The organism is Cupriavidus sp. GW821-FHT07C08 (genome assembly GCF_059419025.1).
Genome location: NZ_JBWKQZ010000017.1, coordinates 36,885 through 55,574, shown reverse-complemented (window position 1 = coordinate 55,574; position 18,690 = coordinate 36,885). Strand labels below are relative to the sequence as shown.

Here is an 18,690-nt window from a genome sequence, read left to right as displayed (position 1 = left end):
CGGACCGAACCAAAGCAATGACGTGGTGCGCCGGCTGCATCGTGCTGCCGGCAGTGCCCCGCAAGGAGACCGCCATGAAACGTTCCACGCTTTCCCGCCTGCTGGGCCTTGGCCTGGCCTGCGCGATGCTGCTGCCGGCGCTGCCGGCAAGCGCCGCCGACAACTTCCCCTCGCGTCCGCTGCGCTTTATCGTGCCCCTGACGCAGGGCAGCGGCTCGGACACCGTCACCCGCTTCGTCGCCGAGCTGGTGGGCAAGGAGCTGGGCCAGCCGGCCGTGGTCGAGAACCGCCCCGGCGCCGACACCATCATCGCCGTGCAGAGCCTGCTCAACGCGCCGGCCGACGGCTACAGCATCCTGATGATCTCGCCCAGCGCCATGGTCATCAACCCGCTGGTCAACGACAAGCTGCCCTACGACCCGCGCGACATCCGCCCGCTGGCCGCCGCGATCCGCGCTTCGGCGGTGCTGGTCACGGGCGCCAGTTCGCCCTACAAGAGCGTTGCCGACGTCCTCGCCGCCGCGCGCAGGAAGCCGCATACGGTCAGCCTGGCCAACTACAGCTACCACTATCGCCTGGGCGGGCTGCAACTGCAGCAGATGGCCGGCATCGACCTGAACCACATTCCCTACAAGGGCGCGGCCCAGGTGCAGACCGACCTGATGGGCGGCGCGGTGGACCTGGCCCTGCTGGATGTCGGCGGCGCCCTGCCGCTGCTGCGCGCCGGCAAGCTGCGTCCGCTGGCCGTGACCACCCGCGCGCGCCACCCTGACCTGCCCGACGTGCCGACCGTGCGTGAAAGCGGCGTGGCCAACTATGAGCTGTCGGTGTGGATCGGCTTTGGCGTCAGCAGCAAGACGCCCGAGCCGATCGCGCAGAAGCTCGAGGCGTCGCTGCTGAAGGCGCTGGGCACGCCGGAATTCCGCAGTTTCGCCGCGCGCACGGCCTACGCCGAAGTGCTGGCCGAGCCGGGCAAGCAGATGCGCGCCATGATCGCCTTGGAGCGGGTGCGCTACGGGGAACTGGTCAAGAACTACGACGTCAGCGCGCGCTGAAGGCGCCGCCCTGCACAACCCAGAGAACAGGATTCACCATGTCACAGCTTTGCAAGGACCGCGTTGTCGTCATCACCGGTGCCGGTCGCGGCATCGGGCGCGAGTATGCGCTGGAGTTCGCCCGCCAGGGCGCGAAAGTGGTCGTCAACGATCTCGGCGGGCGCGGCGAAGGCGGCGGTGCCGCCAGCGGCCCGGCCCAGGAAGTGGTGGCCGAGATCCGCGCCGCCGGCGGCGAGGCCATCGCCAACTTCGACGACGTGGCCGACTGGGCCGGCGCCGAGCGCATGATCCGCGCCGCCATCGACACCTTCGGCGGCCTCGACGTACTAGTCAACAATGCCGGCATCCTACGCGACCGCACCCTGGTCAACATGACCGAGGAAGACTGGGATTCAGTGATCCGCGTGCATATGCGCGGCACCTTTGCGCCGTCGCGGCACGCCGCCGCCTACTGGCGCGAGGAATCGAAGGCGGGGCGCCAGCGCGCCGCGCGCCTGATCAACACCAGCTCGTCGTCCGGCCTGTACTGCAACGCCGGCCAGTCCAACTACGGCGCGGCCAAGGCCGGCATCGCCGCGATGTCGGTGATCGCCGCGCGCGAGCTGGACCGGTACGGCGTCACCGTCAACGCGATCTACCCGACCGCGATGAGCCGGCTGACCGAAGACATCTTCGCCAAGCGGCGCAACGAGTTCACCGCCGGCGCCGTGCCGGGCTTCGATCCGCTCGATGCCGGCAACGTGGCGCCGCTGGTGGCCTGGCTGGGCAGCGTCGAGTCCGGCGACGTCACAGGGCGCGTGTTTGGCGTGCGCGGCGGGCGCATCACGGTGGCCGAAGGCTGGCACGCCGGCCCGCGCATCGAGAAGTCAGGCCGCTGGGACGCCGCCGAGCTTGGCCAACTGATTCCCGCGCTGGTCCGCCAGGCCGCGGCCAATGCCGACACGTCGGGCGAAATTCCCGCCGCCTGAGCACCGCACCCACGGATCCGCACCATGAACCCGACCCCCAAGTACCTGGGCGATCACGCCGCCCTGAACCCTGAGAAGCCCGCCGCCATCAACGGCACCACCGGCGAGGTCCTGAGCTACGGCGAGCTGGACCAGCGCTCGAACCGCTTCGCCCAGTACCTGTACGCGCTTGGCCTGCGCCGCGGCGACCATATCGTGATGTTGCTCGAGAACAATATGCGCTGCTTCGAGCTGTGCTGGGCCGCGCTGCGTTCCGGACTGCTGATCACCCCCGTCAACCGCTTCCTGACCGCGCCCGAGGCCGCCTACCTGATCGAGGACAGCCAGGCGCAGGTGGTGGTGACCTCCCACGCGATGCGCGAGCTGGCCGCCCAGTTGACCGACCTGATGCCGACCTGCCGCAGCCGGCTGATGGTGGACGGCACCATTCCCGGCTGGGATAGCTACGAAGCGGCCATCGCCGCGCAGCCGGCCGGGCGCCTGGCCGAAGAATGGATGGGCGCGACCATGATCTACAGCTCCGGCACCACCGGCCGGCCCAAGGGCATCGTGCGCGCGCAGCCGCAGGGCTATGTGACCGAAGGCTCGGGCTCGCCGCGCCGGGCGCAGTTCGTTCGCTATGGTTTCGACGCCGATACCATCTACCTGTCGCCCGCACCGCTGTACCACACCGCACCGCTCGGCTATGGGCTTGAGACCCAGTTCGGCGGCGGCACCGTGGTCTTCATGGAGAAGTTCGACGCGGTCGAGGCGCTGCGCATGATCGAGCGCTACCGCGTCACCCACAGCCAGTGGGTGCCGACCATGTTCATCCGCATGCTCAAGCTGGAGCCGGCGCAGCGCGAGGCCTTCGACCTGTCCAGCCACCGCGTGGCGATCCACGCGGCAGCGCCCTGCCCGCAGGAAATCAAGCGCGAGATGATTGCCTGGTGGGGACCGATCGTGCACGAGTACTACGCCGCCACCGAAGGCAACGGCGTGGCCACGCTGAACACGGCGGAATGGCTGGCGCACCCGGGCTCGGTCGGCAAGGCGCTGGTGGGCGTGCTGCATATCTGCGACGAGGACGGCAACGAACTGCCTTGCGGCGAAAGCGGGCTGGTCTACTTCGAGCGCGAAGCCCTGCCGTTCCACTACCACAACGATGCGGAGAAGACCCGCGCCGCGCAGCACCCGCGCCACCCCAACTGGACCTCGGTGGGCGATATCGGCCGGCTGGATGAAGACGGCTACCTGTACCTGACCGACCGCAAGGCGTTCATGATCATCTCCGGCGGGGTCAACATCTACCCGCAGGCGATCGAGGACGCGCTGGTGGTGCATCCCAGCGTCGGCGACGCCGCCGTGATCGGCGTGCCCAACGCGGAGATGGGCGAAGAGGTCAAGGCCATCGTCGAACCAGCCGCCGGCATCGCGCCGTCCCCGGAACTTGCCGAGGCCCTGCTCGAATACCTGCGCGGCAGGGTGGCGCGCTACATGGTGCCGCGCTCGATCGACTTCACCGACGCCATGCCGCGGCTGCCCACCGGCAAGCTGTACAAGCAGGCCCTGCGCGACCGCTACTGGAAAGCCCAATGACCGTGTCGGCAATGCGCGCCGCCACCAAGGAGTAAAACGTGAGCCAATTGCTGGACGCCTTCCGCCTGACCGCGCTGCCGCCCGCGGCGGAAGCCTTGCGCGCCGAAGTCAGGCGCTTCCTGGCCGAGCACCTGCCACCCGCCAGCGCCGATATCCGCGCGCGCTCGTGGATGGGTTTCGATGCCGGTTTCAGCCGCCGGCTGGCGCAACGCGGCTGGGTCGGCGTGACGCTGCCAGCCAGCTATGGCGGCGCCGGCATGGATGCGTTCCACCGCTTCGTGCTGGTGGAAGAGCTGCTGGCCGCCGGCGCCCCGGTGGCCGCGCACTGGGTCGCCGACCGCCAGAGCGGCCCGCTGATCCTGAAGTACGGCACGCCGGCGCAGAGGGCCTTCTACCTGCCGCGCATCTGCAACGGCAGCGCCTTCTTCTGCATCGGCATGAGCGAGCCAGACTCCGGCTCGGACCTGGCCAGCGTGCGCACCCGCGCCACGCGTTGCGCTGGCGGCTGGCGCCTGAGCGGGCGCAAGATCTGGACCACCAACGCGCACCATTGCCACTACATGATCGCGCTGGTGCGCTCGTCGGGGGTGCCGAAAGACCGCCAGAAGGGGCTGTCGCAGTTCATCATCGAACTGGCCGCGCCCGGCGTCACGGTGCGCCCGATCGTCGACCTGACCGGCGACGCGCATTTCTCCGAGGTCACCTTCGACGACGTGTTCCTGCCCGACGACGCGCTGGTCGGCGCGGAAGGCGGCGGCTGGGAGCAGGTCACGGCGGAGCTGGCGTTCGAGCGCAGTGGGCCGGAGCGGCTCTATTCCAGCATCGTGCTGGTGGACCGCTGGGTGCAGGCGCTGCGCGCCGGCCAGCCCTCGGACGCCGATGCCGCCAATGCCGCACTGCTCGGCAGCTTCGTGACCCAGCTGGCCACGCTGCGCAGCCTGTCGGTGGCCGTGACCGCGCGCCTGGCGCGCGGCGAAAGCCCGGTGGTGGAAGCGGCACTGGTCAAGGACCTGGGCACGGAATTCGAGCAGTCCATCCCCGCCCTGCTCGAAGCCGTGACCAGCGCCGACCCCGGCGCCGCGCCGGACCCCGAGCTGTACCGCACGGTGGCTTTCCTGAGCCAGATCTCACCCACCTTCTCGCTGCGCGGCGGCACCCGTGAAGTGCTGCGCGGCATGATCGCCCGCGGCCTCGGCCTGCGCTGAGCCAACCAGACTTCCAGAGAGACGACATGTTTACCGAAGCCATCGAAGACATCCTGCGCGACTACGCCACTCCGGCCGCGCTGCGCGCCATCGAGGGCGGTGCGTCACCCGCGCCGCTGTGGGCAGCACTGGCCGATGCCGGCTTCCTGGAGCTGATGGCGCCGGAATCCGCGGGCGGCGCGGCCCTGCCGCTGCAAGCGATCGGGCCGGTCTTCACCCTCTTCGGCAGCCACGCGCTGCCACTGCCGGCGGCGCAGGCCATCGCTGCCCGCGCGCTGCTGGCGCCCACGGGCAAGGCGGCGCCGGCCGGCATGATCACGCTGGCCGGCCAGTGCGCGCGTGGCGCCGACGGCACCATCACCGCACCGCTGCTGCCCTTTGGCGCGATCGCGGACTGGGTGCTGGCCAACGTGGAAGGCGGCATGCTGCTGCTCGATGCGTCGCAGGCATCGCGCCAGCCGTCCGGCGTGCATGGCAGCCTGGCGGCCACGCTGGTATGGGCCGCGCGGGACCTGCCGGGGCCGGTCGGCGACCATGGCGAGCGCGTGCGCGACTTCAGCGCCGCCATCCACGCGGCAGCAATGGCGGGCGCGATGGGACGCGTGTTCGACATGACGCTGCAGTACTGCAACGACCGCTCGCAGTTCGGCAAGTCGATCGGCAAGTTCCAGGCCGTGCAGCACCAGCTAAGCGTGATGGCGCAGCATGTGGCGGCGGCGGGAATCGCGGCGGAGCTCGCCTTTGCCGGCGACGGCCCCTTTCCTGCGCGCATGCCGGTGGCAATCGCCAAGGCTCGCACCAGCATGGCGGTGCCACTGGTCGCCGCCGCCGCGCACGCCCTGCACGGCGCCATCGGCGTGACCGAGGAATACGACCTGCAGCTTTACACCCGGCGCCTGCACGAGTGGCGCATGGCGGATGGCTCTGAAGCGTACTGGAACCGCCTGGCCGGCCAGGCCCTGCTGGCGCAGCCGCAGACAACCATTACCGACTTCGTGCGCGAGACGCTCGCGGCCTGAACCCCTGCCTCCCCATGCAAGCCACATTCCGTACCCGCATCACCGAGCTGCTGTCGATCCGCCACCCGATCCTGCTGGGCGGCATGCATCACCTGGGGGAATCGCGCATGGTCGCGGCCATGGTCAATGCCGGCGCGATGGCGGAGGCGTCGCGGGCAGCCTCCGCCTTTACACAAACCTTTGAGCGAGCCTTCTCCGCAAACAGCCGCGCAGCCTGAGCCGCGCGGCGCTTCAGCTTGCCAGCGCCGACACCCCGCCCTCCGGCCGCCTGACGCGGAACCACGCCGCGTACAGCGCCGGCAGGAACAGCAGCGTCAGCACCGTGGCAATGATCAGCCCGCCCATGATCGCCACCGCCATCGGCCCCCAGAACATCGAGCGCGACAGCGGGATCATCGCCAGCACCGCCGCGGCGGCGGTCAGGATGATCGGACGGAAGCGGCGCACCGCGGCTTCGACGATGGCGGTCCACTGCGGCACGCCGGCGCTGACGTCCTGCTCGATCTGGTCGACCAGGATCACCGAGTTGCGGATGATCATGCCCAGCAGCGCGGTGATGCCCAGCTGCGCCACAAACCCCATCGGCGCGCGCAGCAGCAACAGCGTGGCGGCGGCGCCGATCAGGCCCAGCGGGCCGGTCAGGAACACCATGGTCGCGCGCGAGAAGCTGTGCAGCTGCAGCATCAGCAGCGTGAAGATGATGAAGATGCACAGCGGCAGCTGCGCCGCGATCGAGGCGCCGGCCTTGCCGCTCTCTTCTTCCGCGCCGGCCACGGTGATGCGGTAGCCCGGCGGCAGCTGCGCGCGCAGCTTGTCCAGCTTCGGGTTGATCTGCGCGGTCACCGTCGGGCCCTGGATGCCGTCGACCACATCGGACTGCACGGTGACGCCGAAGTCGCGGTTCTCGCGCCACACCACGCCCGGCTCCGAGCGCAGCGTCACGCGCGCCACCTGCGTCAGCGGCACCATGCGCCCGGTGTTGGTCGGCACCAGCATGTTGTTCAGGTCCGAGATCGCATCGCGCTCATTGCGCGGGGTGCGCATCAGGATGTCGATCAGCTTGTCGCCGTCGCGGTACTGGCCCACCGGCACGCCGCTCAGCACGATCTGCGTGACGCGGGCGATGGCATTGGTGGTCACGCCCAGTGCGCGCGCCTTGTCCTGGTCGATCTCCAGGCGCAGCATCTTGACGTTCTCATTCCAGTTGTCGTTGACCCCGACGGTGTTGGAGTTGGCGCGCATCTCGGCCTTAACCTGGTCGGCCAGCCGGCGCACCCCGGCGGCGTCCGGCCCGATCACGCGGAACTGCACCGGATAGGCCACCGGCGGCCCGTTGGGCAGCAGCTTGACGCGGCCCCGCAGGTACGGGAACTCGGCATCCATCAGCTTGATGATGCGGCGGCGCAGCGCGTCGCGCACCTCGGTGCTGACCGGCATCACGATCACCTGCGCCACATTGGTCTGCGGGAAGATCTGGTCCAGCGGCAGGTAGAAGCGCGGCGCGCCGGTGCCGACGAAGGTGGTCAGGCTCTCGACCTCGCGGTCCTTGCCGACCAGCTGCTCGAAGCGCTTGGCCTCGGTTTCCATCTGGGCGAAGCTGGTGCCCTCGGGCATCCACAGCTCCACCATCAGCTCGGGGCGGCTGGAATCCGGGAAGAACTGCTTCTCGACAAACTTGAAGGCGTAGATGCCCAGTGCAAAGGCCACCAGCGTGATCGCGATCACCACCTTGCGCCAGGTCACGCACCAGTCCACCAGCCGGCGGAAGCGCGCATAGAACGGCGTGTCGAAGACCTCGTGGGCCTCGCCCGCGCCCGGGCCGCGGGTCTTGAGCAGCAGGTAGCCCAGGTAAGGCGTGAAATAGACCGCCGCCAGCCATGACAGCACCAGTGCCAGCGCCGTCACCGCAAAGATCGCGAAGGTATATTCGCCCACCGTCGAGCGCGCCAGGCCCACCGGCAGGAAGCCGGCCGCGGTGATCAGCGTGCCGGTCAGCATCGGCATCGCGGTGGAGGTATAGGCGAAGGTGGCCGCCTCCATCTTGGAGAAGCCCTCTTCCAGCTTGCGCACCATCATCTCGACCGCAATGATGGCGTCATCGACCAGCAGCCCCAGCGCCACGATCAGCGCCCCGAGCGATATCTTGTGCAGGCCGATGCCGAAGATATGCATGAACAGGAAGGTCACCGCCAGCACCAGCGGGATGGTCAGCGCCACCACCAGGCCCGGCCGCACGTCCAGCCGCAGCGGCCGGGTGTGCAGGCCCAGCGAGACAAAACTCACGGCCAGCACGATCACCACCGCCTCGATCAGCACGTGCACGAACTCGCCAACCGAGCGCTTGACGGCCTCCGGCTGGTCCTGCACCTGGTCCATCTCGATTCCCACCGGCAACTGCGTGCGCAGCCGGTCGAACGCGGCGCGCAGGTTCTTGCCCAGCTCGATGATGTCGCCGCCCTTCTGCATCGAGATCCCCAGCCCGATCACGTCCTTGCCGTTGAAGCGCATGCGCGTCTGGGTCGGGTCGACGTAGCCGCGGTAGACGTGCGCGATGTCGCCCAGGCGGATATTGGCGATGCCGTTGGGCCCGCGCAGCACCAGGTTCTCCAGGTCTTCCACGCTCGCGAACTGGCCCGACAGGCGCACCTGCAGGTTATCGGTCGGGGTGACCAGCACGCCGCTGCCGGTCAGGTTGTTCTGCTGCGAGATCTGGTCGGCGATGGCGTTGATATCCAGCCCCAGCTGGGCAAAGCGCGCCTGGTTGAACTCGATGAAGACCTTCTCGTCCTGCAGGCCGATCAGCGACACCTTGGCCACCGACGGCACGCGCAGCAGTTCCTGGCGCACCAGGTCGGCGTACTCGCGCAGCTCCTTGTAGTTGAAGCCGTCAGCCGAGAGCGCGTAGATGGTGCCGTACACGTCGCCAAACTCATCATTGAAGAACGGCCCGCGCACGCCCGCGGGCAGCGTCTGCTGGATATCGCCGATCTTCTTGCGCACGGTGTACCAGACCTGCGCGGTCTCCTTTGCCGGCGAGGTGTCCTTGAGCTGGAAGATCACCGTGGTCTCGCCCGGCTTGGAGAAGCTGCGGATCTTGTCCGCATAGGGCACTTCCTGCAGCTGGCGCTCGATCTTGTCCGTCACCTGGACGGCGATCTGCTCGGCGGTGGCGCCGGGCCAGAACGCCTGCACCACCATCACGCGGAAGGTAAAGGGCGGATCCTCGTCCTGGCCCAGCTGAAAGAACGCCAGCATGCCGCCAAGCAGCAGCACCACCAGCAGGTAGCGGGTCAGCGGCTGGTGCTCGAGCGCCCAGCGCGACAGGTTGAAGCGGGAATGGTCCATCCGCTCACCCCTGCTTCGGGGTGGCGGCAGCTGCGGGGGCCGATGCAGGTCCTGCTGCGGGCGCGACCGTCTGCAGCGGGCGCACCTTCTGGCCCGCGCGCAGCAGGTGAACCCCGGCGGTGACGATGGTCTGGCCCGGGGCCAGGCCCTGGCGCACCTCCACCTCGTTGCCGATGGCCTCGCCCAGCGTCACCGGCACCGGCTTGACCGTGCCGGCGGCGCCGTCATAGATCCAGACCTGGTTGCGGCCCTGCTCCTGCAGCAGCGCGGTCAGCGGCACCCGAATGGCCGGGGTGGCGCCGGTGCGCATGAAGGTCACCACTGCGGTCATGCCGAGCTTGAGGTCGGCGGGCGGGTTCGGCACCGTCACGCGGGTGGCATAGGTGCGGGTGACCGGGTCGGCCGCCGCGGCAATCTCGCGCACGCGGCCAGGCAGCGTGCGCTGCGGCTCGGCCCAGGTATGGATGGTCACGTCGGTAATGCCGCGCAGCAGGTCGACCTGGTCTTCGGGCAGGCCGATGGCGACTTCCTTCTCTGCCGTCTGCGCCACGCGCACCACCGGCTGGCCAGGCGTCACCACCTGGCCCACCTCGGCATCGATCGCCGTGACCACGCCCTCGGCGTCGGCATGCAGGACCGAGTAGCCGGTCTGGTTGGACTGGCTGCGCAGCCCCGCCTGGGCCTGGCGCAGCCGCGATTCGGCGGCGTCGTAGTTGGCCTGGCGCCGGTGCTGCTCGGCAGCGCTGATAAAGCCCCTGGCGAACAGGTCGTTGTAGCGCTTCAGGTCGGCGGCGGCCAGGTCACGGTCAGTCTTCGCGGCCTCGAACTGGGCGCGCGAACCGGCCTCTGCCAGCGACAGGTCGGTGGGATCAAGCCGCGCCAGCGGCTGGCCCTTGCTGACCACCGCGCCCACATCCACCAGCCTGGCGGCGATCTTGCCCCCGACGCGGAAGCCCAGCCGCGACTCCACGCGCGGGCGCACGTCGCCGGAGAACTCGAAGGCGGTCTTGCCGTTGTGCGGGCTCAGCTGCATCAGGCGCACCGGGCGCACCTCCGGCGCCGGCTCGGCCTTCTTGCCGCAGCCGGCCAAGGCCAGCAGGCTGGCCGTCAAAAGTGCGGCTACGGTCATGCCTCGGCCGAGGTGGCGCGGCGGCATCGTAACGACAGGGGTATCTGCAGCCGCAACTTCCGGCACTTGGCAAAGCACTGGCATCGGTAGGCAACGAGTCGGATGGGAACCACTGACAAGACTGGCCGGTGAACGCAATCCCGTGCGCCCGGGAAGTCGTCGGGGCTGGCGGAATGGCCGTGGGCCGCCGGCATTGGCAATAAATAACTTGTCGGTCAGTAATATAGCGACGACCTCCGGGTGCGTCAAACGGCAGGCGACGAAACCGCTGGAATGAAGACTCAGTTGCCGTTCCGGGCCGGTGAACTGCGCTGACAGGCTTCGGCATGCGCGACCATACCCTCCCCGGCGCGATGCTACAATCCGCCGCGCCTCTGCCGCTTCCCCCCACATCTTCGACCCGAGACCGGCGTGACGCCCGATCAGTATTGCCAAGAGAAAGTCGCCCAGAGCGGCTCGAGCTTCTATTACAGCTTCCTGTTCCTGCCGGCCGAGCGCCGCCGCGCCATCACCGCGCTGTACGCCTGGTGCCGCGAAGTCGACGACGTGGTCGACGACTCCCATGACGCGGGCCTGGCCCACCAGCAGCTGGACTGGTGGCGCGCCGAACTGCGCCGCCTGTTCGAGGGCGAGCCGACCCATCCGACCACCAAGGCCCTGCAGCCGCATGTGCGCAGCGCCGGCCTGCCCCAGGGCGAGATGTCCGAAGTGCTGGAAGGCATGGAAATGGACCTGACCCAGACCCGCTACCTGGACGAGCCCGGCCTGACCCGCTACTGCCATTGCGTGGCCGGCGTGGTCGGCACGCTCAGCGCGCGGCTGTTCGGCTATACCGACCCGCAGACGCTGGTATTTGCTGAGAAGCTTGGCCAGTCGCTGCAACTGGTCAATATCCTGCGCGACGTCGGCGAGGACGCGCGGCGCGGGCGCATCTACCTGCCGGTCAATACGCTGCAGCAGTTCCAGGTGCCGGCCTCCGAGATCCTGAAGGGCGAGCATTCCGAGCGCTTTGTCGCGCTGATGCAGTACCACGCCAGCCGTGCCCGCGCGCTGTACCATGAGGCACTGGCGCTGCTGCCGAAGCAGGACCGCCGCGCCCAGCGTGCCGCCCTGCTGATGGGCGCGATCTACCACGCGCTGCTCGACGAACTGGAAGCGAGCCAGTTCCAGGTGCTGAACCAGCGCATCGCGCTGACCCCGTTGCGCAAGCTGTGGATTGCCTGGAAGACCTGGTTGCGCAACAGCTAGTTCTGCTCCTTTTCCCTGACCGACCCGTCCCAAGCCGTACCGCCATGACGCAGACCTCAGCTTCCCTCGGCGACGCCATACTCGCCCACGCCGACCAGCTCGCCCGTTTCTCCGACATGGAAGGCGGCCTCACCTGCGCCTACCTGACCCCGGCCCACCGCGCCGCGCAGGCCCGGCTTGCGCAGTGGATGGAGGCGGCCGGCATGCAGGTGCGGATCGACGCCATCGGCAACGTCATCGGCCGTTATGCGGCCGACCCGGCCGTGCCCGGCGCGCGCGTGCTGATGACCGGCTCGCACTTCGACACCGTGCGCAATGGCGGGCGCTATGACGGCCGGCTTGGCATCCTGCTGCCGATCGCCGTGGTCGGCGCGCTCAACCAGGCCGGCATCCGCCTGCCCTATCATTTTGACGTGGTGGGGTTCGCCGAAGAGGAAGGCCTGCGCTTCAAGACCAGCTTCCTGGCCAGCAGCGTGCTGGCGGGCCGCTTTGATCCCGCCCTGCTGGAGCGCCAGGACGCGGACGGCATCACGCTGCGCGAGGCGCTGGCGGCATCGGACCTGCCCGGCGCGGGCGATCTGCAGGCCCTGCGCGCCGCGGCGGTCGATCCGGCGTCGCTGCTGGGTTTTGTCGAAGTGCATATCGAGCAGGGCCCGGTGCTGCTGCACCACGGCCTGCCGCTGGGCGTGGTCACCCAGATCGCGGGCAGCAGCCGCTTTGCGGTGCGGGTCGAAGGCCTGGCCAGCCATGCCGGCACCACGCCGATGGGCATGCGCCGCGACGCCGCCGCGGGCGCGGCCGAGATGATCCTGCTGGTGGAGCAGCGCTGCGCGGCGGCGCCGACGCTGGTCGGTACGGTGGGCCAGCTGCAGGTGCCCAACGGGTCGAGCAATGTCATCCCGGCGGCCTGCACCTTCTCGATGGATATTCGCGCCGGCGAGGATGGCATCCGCGAGGCCGCCATCGCCGACATCGTGGCCGGCATCGGCCAGATCGCGGAACGGCGCGGGCTGGCCGCGCAGGTGGAGCGCGTGCCCCCGGTCAACAACGCGCCGTGCGCGCGCTGGCTGATGGACCAGTTCGGGGCAGTGCTGAAGAAGCGCGGGCTGCAGGCCTTCGAGCTGCCCTCAGGCGCCGGCCATGACGCCATGATGATGCAGCGCATCGCCGACGTGGCCATGCTGTTCGTGCGCTGCGGCAACGGCGGCATCAGCCACAACCCGCTGGAAACCATCACGGCGGAGGATGCCCAGCTGGCGGCGGAGGTCTTCGTGGATTTCCTGCGGCACTTCCAGCCGCACGGCTAAGCGCCACAGTGGCGTACCATGGGGGGCGCGGCACGACAAGAACGGGTCAGCCGCCCTGGTAGATATCGCGCCCGAAGTCGTAGAGGTTCTTGCGCAGCTTGCGGCGCTCGTCCGGCGACAGGCGCGAGCTGCCGCGTTCGTCCGCGCGCCGGCGCTCGGCTTCGCGCTGCTCGGCGCGATGGCGCTCGGCACGGGCCCGCGCCTCGCGCTGGCTGTTGCCGGGATCGCTGGCCTGGGTCGACTGATGGGGCTTGAGCAGGTTGGCGATGCCGGCCGATTGCGCCTGCACCGTCCCGGCCGGCATGCACAGCGCCAGCACGGCCAGCGCCAGCGCAAGGCAGGCGCCGGCGATACCATGCTGCGGATGCCCGTGCCGGGTTCGGTTCACTTTCATTGATAATGGCGATCTTGGCCTCGGGGAATAGCAGTCGTTGGACTGACTGGATGGACTGCCCTGAAGCCGGGAATTCCGGTACCCCGTCCGGCGCCGCACCCTCTGCAAGCATCGCGCCAGCGCGGGCTAGGCAGGCTGGGCGAGGCAGTGGTTCGTCTGGTGCAAATGCGTGGAAACCTGCCGCGCATGGCGCCCAAAAAGACGGATTGCGCAGTGTAATCGCACGATTGGTGCACACTGCCATACCACGGGGTAAAGTATGTAACGTTTTGTTAAGCCATTTTGAGCGAAAGCGATAGTCGCTAAGATACCGCCATGGAAAATACCAGCCACAAGATTCTTGTCGTCGACGATGACCCGCGTCTGCGCGATTTGCTGCGCCGCTATCTGGGCGAACAGGGTTTCACCGTGCTGGTGGCGGAAAACGCCACCGCGATGAACAAGCTCTGGCTGCGCGAGCGTTTCGACCTGCTGGTGCTGGACCTGATGATGCCGGGCGAAGACGGCCTGTCGATCTGCCGCCGGCTGCGCGGGGCCAATGACCAGACCCCGATCATCATGCTCACCGCCAAGGGCGAGGACGTGGACCGCATCGTCGGCCTGGAAATGGGCGCCGACGACTACCTGCCCAAGCCGTTCAACCCGCGCGAGCTGATCGCGCGCATCCACGCGGTGCTGCGCCGCAAGGGCCCGGCCGAAGTGCCCGGCGCCCCGTCGGAAACGCCCGAAACCTTCGCCTTCGGCGACTTCGTGCTGAACCTGGCCACGCGCACGCTGACCAAGAACGACGAGGAAATCACGCTGACCACCGGCGAGTTCTCCGTCCTCAAGGTGTTTGCCCGCCATCCGCGCCAGCCGCTGTCGCGCGAGAAGCTGATGGAAATGGCGCGCGGCCGTGAATACGAAGTGTTCGACCGCAGCCTGGACGTGCAGATCTCGCGCCTGCGCAAGCTGATCGAGCCGGACCCGAGCAACCCCCGTTTTATCCAGACGGTGTGGGGCCTGGGCTACGTCTTCATCCCCGATGGCGTGAAATAACCGATTACGGCCGCTGTTCCCATCGTGGCGACCGTTATCGGTAGAACCGCAACGCGGTTCTTTGGTTCGCTGTTCTGGCGGACCTTCATGCTTATCGCCCTGCTGCTGGCGATTTCGCTGGGCATCTGGTTCCAGAGCTACCGGCTGTTCGAACGCGCCCCGCGCGCGCAGCAGATCGCCATGCAGGTGGTGAGCGTGGTCAAGCTCACGCGCGCCGCCCTGCTCTATTCCGACCCCGCGCGGCGCCGCTTCCTGCTGCTCGACCTGGTGCAGAACGAAGGCATCAAGGTCTATCCGCGCGAGAAGGACGACGACTTCGCCGCGCCCACCGCCAACCCGTTCCTGACCACCCTGGTGCAGCAGGAGATCCGCAGCCGCCTGGGCGAGGACACGGTGCTGGCCACCACCGTCAACGATATTCCCGGCGTGTGGGTCAGCTTCGAGATCGAGGGCGACGACTACTGGGTGGCGATCAGCCCCGAGCGCTTCGAGCGCGTGCCCGGCATCCAGTGGCTGTGGTGGAGTATTGCCGCGCTGCTGCTGTCGATCATCGGCGCGGCCTTTATCACCGCGCGCGTCAACTACCCGCTCAAGCGGCTGGCCAACGCCGCGCGCGCCATCGGCGCCGGCGGCGACCCGCCGCCGCTGCCCGAGCATGGCGCCAGCGAAGTGGCGCTGGCCAACCACAGCTTCAACCAGATGGTGCGCGACCTGCGCCAGCTCGACGACGACCGCGTGGTGATGCTGGCCGGCATCTCGCACGACCTGCGCACGCCGCTGACACGGCTGCGCCTGGAAACCGAGATGTCGCCGATGGACACCATCACGCGCGACGCCATGATCGCCGACATCGAGCAGATGGACGCGATCATCGGCCAGTTCCTCAACTACGCGCGGCCGCCGCTGGAAACGGTGGAGCCGGTGGATTTGTCCGCGCTGGTCCACGACGCCGTGGGGGTCTACGCCGCGCACGACGACGTGCGCGTGCACGTGCGCGCCAACGAGCCGGTGATGGCCGTGGCCAACCGCATGGAAGTGCAGCGCATCCTGGACAACCTGGTCGAGAACGCGCGCCGCTATGCCAAGGACGAGCAAAGCGGCATGGCCGTGGTAGAGATCACCACGCGCGTGGACGACAAGGAGGCGGTGCTGACCGTGGCGGATCACGGCAACGGCGTGCCCGACGGCCAGCTGTCGCTGCTGACGCGGCCCTTCTACCGGCTCGACGCCGCGCGCAGCGAGGCCAAGGGCGCCGGGCTGGGCATGTCCATCGTCAACCGCATCATGCAGCGCAATGGCGGCCGGCTGCTGCTGGCCAACCGCGCCGCCCCGGCTACCGGCCTGGTGGTCAGCGCCTGCTTCCGGCGCGCCTGAGCGTCACCTGAGCGCCATCCCCGGCGCATTGACAGGTTTTCGACAGCCTTTGATAGGCTTCTGAAAGGCTTTCGTCAGGGCAATGACAGGGTCGCGGCGCACACTGGCGCCCGTCATCAGGCCCGCGGCGAAGTCCTTCCCACACGGCGTGACCCGCGCACGCCTGGCTGACTTCTCCGAACCATCATGCCGCCGGGGCCACCGGCGGTGCCTGAGAGACAGCCATGTCAGATACCTCCGCAGCCGCCCCCGGCGCGCAGCACGGGTTCCGCACCGTGTTCCGCGTCGTCAGCGGCAACTTCCTGGAAATGTATGACTTCATGGTGTACGGCTTCTACGCGGCCGCCATCGCCAGGACCTTCTTCCCCAGCGGCAACGAGTTCGCCTCGCTGATGCTATCCCTTGCCACCTTTGGCGCGGGCTTCCTGATGCGGCCGCTGGGCGCGATCGTGCTGGGCGCCTACATCGACCGCCATGGCCGCCGCAAGGGCTTGATCATGACGCTGGCGCTGATGGCCATGGGCACGCTGCTGATTGCCTGCGTGCCGGGCTACGCCACCATTGGCGTGGCCGCGCCGCTGCTGGTGCTGGCCGGGCGCCTGCTGCAGGGTTTCTCGGCGGGCGTGGAGCTGGGCGGCGTCTCGGTCTACCTGTCGGAAATCGCCAGACCTGGCCGCAAGGGCTTCTACGTCGCGTGGCAATCGGGCAGCCAGCAGGTGGCGGTGATCTTCGCCGGCCTGCTGGGCGTGATCCTGCACGCCACGCTGGCGCCGGCGCAGATGGATGAATGGGGCTGGCGCATTCCCTTCCTGGTGGGCTGCCTGATCGTGCCGTTCCTGTTCCTGATCCGCCGTTCGCTGGAAGAGACCGAGGCCTTCAAGGCGCGCAAGCACCGCCCCGCCATCGACGAGATCTACCGCTCGATGCTGGACAACTGGCGCATCATCCTGGCCGGCTGCATGCTGGTGGTGATGACCACGGTGTCGTTCTACATGATCACCGCATACACGCCGACCTTCGGCAAGACCGTGCTGAAGCTGGACGACACCGACAACCTGATCGTCACCATGTGCGTGGGCCTGTCCAACTTTATCTGGCTGCCGCTGATGGGCGCGCTGTCGGACCGCATCGGGCGCAAGCCGCTGCTGCTGTTCTTCACCGTGGCGACGCTGCTGACCGCGTACCCCGCCGTGTCGTGGCTGGTGGCCGAGCCGTCGTTCTCGCGGCTGCTGATGGTGGAATTGTGGCTGTCGTTCCTGTATGGCAGCTATAACGGCGCGATGGTGGTGGCGCTGACCGAGATCATGCCGCCCGCGGTGCGTACCACCGGCTTCTCGCTGGCCTACAGCCTGGCCACGGCGCTGTTCGGCGGCTTCACGCCGGCAATCTCGACCTGGCTGATCCACGCCACCGGCAACAAGGCGGCGCCGGGACTGTGGCTGATGTTCGCCGCGCTGTGCGGACTGGTCGCCACGCTGGTGATCTTCCGGGCGCGCCGCGCGGAGCCGGTCATGCATCCGGCCTGAACATGGCGGGTTGAACTCGCCGCAATCGTCACCAACTTGCCATAAGCGGGACCATCGCGCATGGCATACTTGCCCTTCCGCATCGAAGCCGCCAGGCTGATGCCGCGCGGCTGCCCATGCCGGGATTCGCACCAGGCGTCACATGCCTTGCCTATCGGGCTCTTTGAGAATATCAATTAGCCCGGCATCTGGTGATGACGCATAATCACGTTTTGTCGCGGTAAGCCACGCAGCCGGCCCACGCCAGCCGCGCGGCGGCAGCACCGCTCTCATTGCAACCGTATCAGGAGATAGTCTATGAAGACCGTTGGTGACAAGCTCGAAGCCTTCCACGTCGTCGGTGTCAAGCCGGGTTTCAACAATCACGAAGAGAACGGCCAGTCGGCTTTCGAAGACATCACCGAAAAGTCGTTCGAAGGCAAGTGGAAGATCATCTACTTCTACCCGAAGGACTTCACCTTCGTCTGCCCGACCGAAATCGTTGCCTTCGCCAAGCTGAACGGCGACTTCGCCGACCGCGACGCGATCGTGCTGGGCGGCTCGACCGACAACGAATTCGTCAAGCTGGCATGGCGCCGCGAACACAAGGACCTGAACAAGCTGAACCAGTGGCAATTCGCCGACGTGACCGGTTCGCTGATCGACCAGCTGGGCGTGCGTGACCACGCTGCCGGCGTTGCCCTGCGCGCGACCTTCATCGTCGACCCGGACAACGTGATCCAGCACGTGTCGGTGAACAACCTGAACGTGGGCCGCAACCCGGAAGAAGTCCTGCGCATCCTGGACGGTCTGCAAACGGACGAGCTGTGCCCGTGCAACCGTGCCGTTGGTGGCGCCACGCTGTAATTTGCAGTTCTTCGCCAGACACCGTGGCGATCCGCGGAGGGCCCCGCCCTCCGCTTCAAAACCCGCTTGCGCGGGTTTTTTGGGCCCCGATCGATAGGAGAAATAAATGGAATTCCTCAGCACGATTAAGAATCTCATCCCCGATTACGCCAAGGACATCCGCCTGAACGTGGACGGCACCATCGCGCGCTCTTCGCTGGAAGGCAACGATGCCGTGGGCGTGGCGCTGGCGGCGGCATTCGCGGCGCAGAGCAAGGTGCTGGTGGATGCCATCCGCAACGCCGGCGTGCTGTCGCCCGAGGAAACCAACGCCGCACTGACCGCAGCGGCGTTGATGGGCATGAACAATACCTGGTACCCGTACGTCGAGATGGCCGACGATCCGGACCTGGCCACCCAGCCGGCCGGCCTGCGCATGAACGCCTATGCCACCCATGGCGGCGTGGACAAGCGCCGTTTCGAGATGTACGCGCTGGCCGCCTCGATCGTGGGCAAGTGCCACTTCTGCGTAAAATCGCACTACCAGCTGCTGAAGAATGAACAGGGCATGACCGCGCAGCAGTTGCGCGATGTCGGCCGCATCGCCGCCGTGATCGTGGCCGCCGCCAACGTGATCGCCGCGCAATAAGCCCGGCCACAGCGCGCCCCCGCGCCCTCC

The 18,690-nt window shown here is 68.0% G+C and carries 16 protein-coding genes; 13 read left to right on the top strand and 3 right to left on the bottom strand.

The genetic code is table 11. The features are described 5' to 3' along the window. Positions 1-74: 74 nt before the first annotated feature. From AC07UK_RS21115 to AC07UK_RS21090, 6 genes are read left to right on the top strand one after another with little or no spacing between them, the layout of a single operon-like run. The gene (locus AC07UK_RS21115) at positions 75-1,055 is read left to right on the top strand and encodes a Bug family tripartite tricarboxylate transporter substrate binding protein (RefSeq protein WP_436221414.1); all 981 of its coding nucleotides are present in this window, start codon (positions 75-77) and stop codon (positions 1,053-1,055) included. Positions 1,056-1,093: 38 nt separating this feature from the next. Next, positions 1,094-2,023, top strand: coding sequence for an SDR family oxidoreductase (locus tag AC07UK_RS21110; RefSeq protein WP_436221413.1), 930 nt, complete (start codon positions 1,094-1,096; stop codon positions 2,021-2,023). A 24-nt stretch (positions 2,024-2,047) separates the two neighbouring features. Continuing rightward, complete coding sequence (locus AC07UK_RS21105; RefSeq protein ID WP_494686285.1) at positions 2,048-3,601, top strand: acyl-CoA synthetase; 1,554 nt, start codon at positions 2,048-2,050, stop codon at positions 3,599-3,601. Between the two features lie 38 nt (positions 3,602-3,639). Continuing rightward, positions 3,640-4,806 carry an acyl-CoA dehydrogenase family protein gene (locus AC07UK_RS21100; protein WP_494686286.1) on the top strand — a complete coding sequence of 389 codons (1,167 nt, stop codon included), beginning with the start codon at positions 3,640-3,642 and terminating at the stop codon, positions 4,804-4,806. A 26-nt stretch (positions 4,807-4,832) separates the two neighbouring features. Beyond that, positions 4,833-5,825 (top strand): acyl-CoA dehydrogenase family protein, encoded by a 993-nt coding sequence (locus tag AC07UK_RS21095; protein ID WP_436221410.1) that lies wholly within the window; start codon positions 4,833-4,835, stop codon positions 5,823-5,825. Between the two features lie 14 nt (positions 5,826-5,839). Continuing rightward, positions 5,840-6,043: a hypothetical protein gene (locus tag AC07UK_RS21090; protein WP_436221409.1), complete on the top strand. Its 204-nt coding sequence runs from the start codon at positions 5,840-5,842 to the stop codon at positions 6,041-6,043. 13 nt (positions 6,044-6,056) lie between these two features. Here the strand turns inward: AC07UK_RS21090 and AC07UK_RS21085 are convergent, their stop codons facing one another. Together AC07UK_RS21085 and AC07UK_RS21080 are read right to left on the bottom strand one after the other, a co-directional pair. Further along, on the bottom strand, positions 6,057-9,170 hold the full coding sequence (locus AC07UK_RS21085; protein WP_494686287.1) for an efflux RND transporter permease subunit: 3,114 nt from the start codon (positions 9,168-9,170) through the stop codon (positions 6,057-6,059). 4 nt (positions 9,171-9,174) lie between these two features. After that, a complete protein-coding gene (locus tag AC07UK_RS21080) occupies positions 9,175-10,383 on the bottom strand; it encodes an efflux RND transporter periplasmic adaptor subunit (RefSeq protein ID WP_436221407.1) in 1,209 nt (402 codons plus the stop codon). 327 nt (positions 10,384-10,710) lie between these two features. On the opposite strand from AC07UK_RS21080, the gene hpnD reads away from it, so the two are divergent. Continuing rightward, a complete protein-coding gene (gene hpnD / locus AC07UK_RS21075; protein WP_436221406.1) occupies positions 10,711-11,547 on the top strand; it encodes a presqualene diphosphate synthase HpnD in 837 nt (278 codons plus the stop codon). A gap of 44 nt (positions 11,548-11,591) precedes the next feature. Further along, the gene (locus tag AC07UK_RS21070; protein WP_436221405.1) at positions 11,592-12,854 is read left to right on the top strand and encodes a Zn-dependent hydrolase; all 1,263 of its coding nucleotides are present in this window, start codon (positions 11,592-11,594) and stop codon (positions 12,852-12,854) included. A gap of 46 nt (positions 12,855-12,900) precedes the next feature. Here AC07UK_RS21070 and AC07UK_RS21065 read toward each other — a convergent pair whose 3' ends face one another. Then, a complete protein-coding gene (locus AC07UK_RS21065; RefSeq protein WP_436221404.1) occupies positions 12,901-13,248 on the bottom strand; it encodes a hypothetical protein in 348 nt (115 codons plus the stop codon). A 315-nt stretch (positions 13,249-13,563) separates the two neighbouring features. Here AC07UK_RS21065 and ompR point away from each other — a divergent pair, with 315 nt between their 5' ends. The 5 genes from ompR (at position 13,564) to AC07UK_RS21040 (ending at position 18,660) form a co-directional block, all read left to right on the top strand. Continuing rightward, positions 13,564-14,286 (top strand): osmolarity response regulator transcription factor OmpR, encoded by a 723-nt coding sequence (gene ompR, locus AC07UK_RS21060; RefSeq protein ID WP_010810107.1) that lies wholly within the window; start codon positions 13,564-13,566, stop codon positions 14,284-14,286. A 24-nt stretch (positions 14,287-14,310) separates the two neighbouring features. Beyond that, positions 14,311-15,660, top strand: a complete 1,350-nt coding sequence (locus tag AC07UK_RS21055) for an ATP-binding protein (RefSeq protein WP_436221403.1) — start codon at positions 14,311-14,313, stop codon at positions 15,658-15,660. Positions 15,661-15,884: 224 nt separating this feature from the next. Then, on the top strand, positions 15,885-17,186 hold the full coding sequence (locus AC07UK_RS21050) for an MFS transporter (RefSeq protein ID WP_436221402.1): 1,302 nt from the start codon (positions 15,885-15,887) through the stop codon (positions 17,184-17,186). A 297-nt stretch (positions 17,187-17,483) separates the two neighbouring features. Then, positions 17,484-18,032 (top strand): peroxiredoxin, encoded by a 549-nt coding sequence (locus AC07UK_RS21045; RefSeq protein WP_010810110.1) that lies wholly within the window; start codon positions 17,484-17,486, stop codon positions 18,030-18,032. 106 nt (positions 18,033-18,138) lie between these two features. Next, a complete protein-coding gene (locus AC07UK_RS21040; RefSeq protein ID WP_153955276.1) occupies positions 18,139-18,660 on the top strand; it encodes a carboxymuconolactone decarboxylase family protein in 522 nt (173 codons plus the stop codon). The last annotated feature ends 30 nt before the right edge of the window (positions 18,661-18,690 follow it).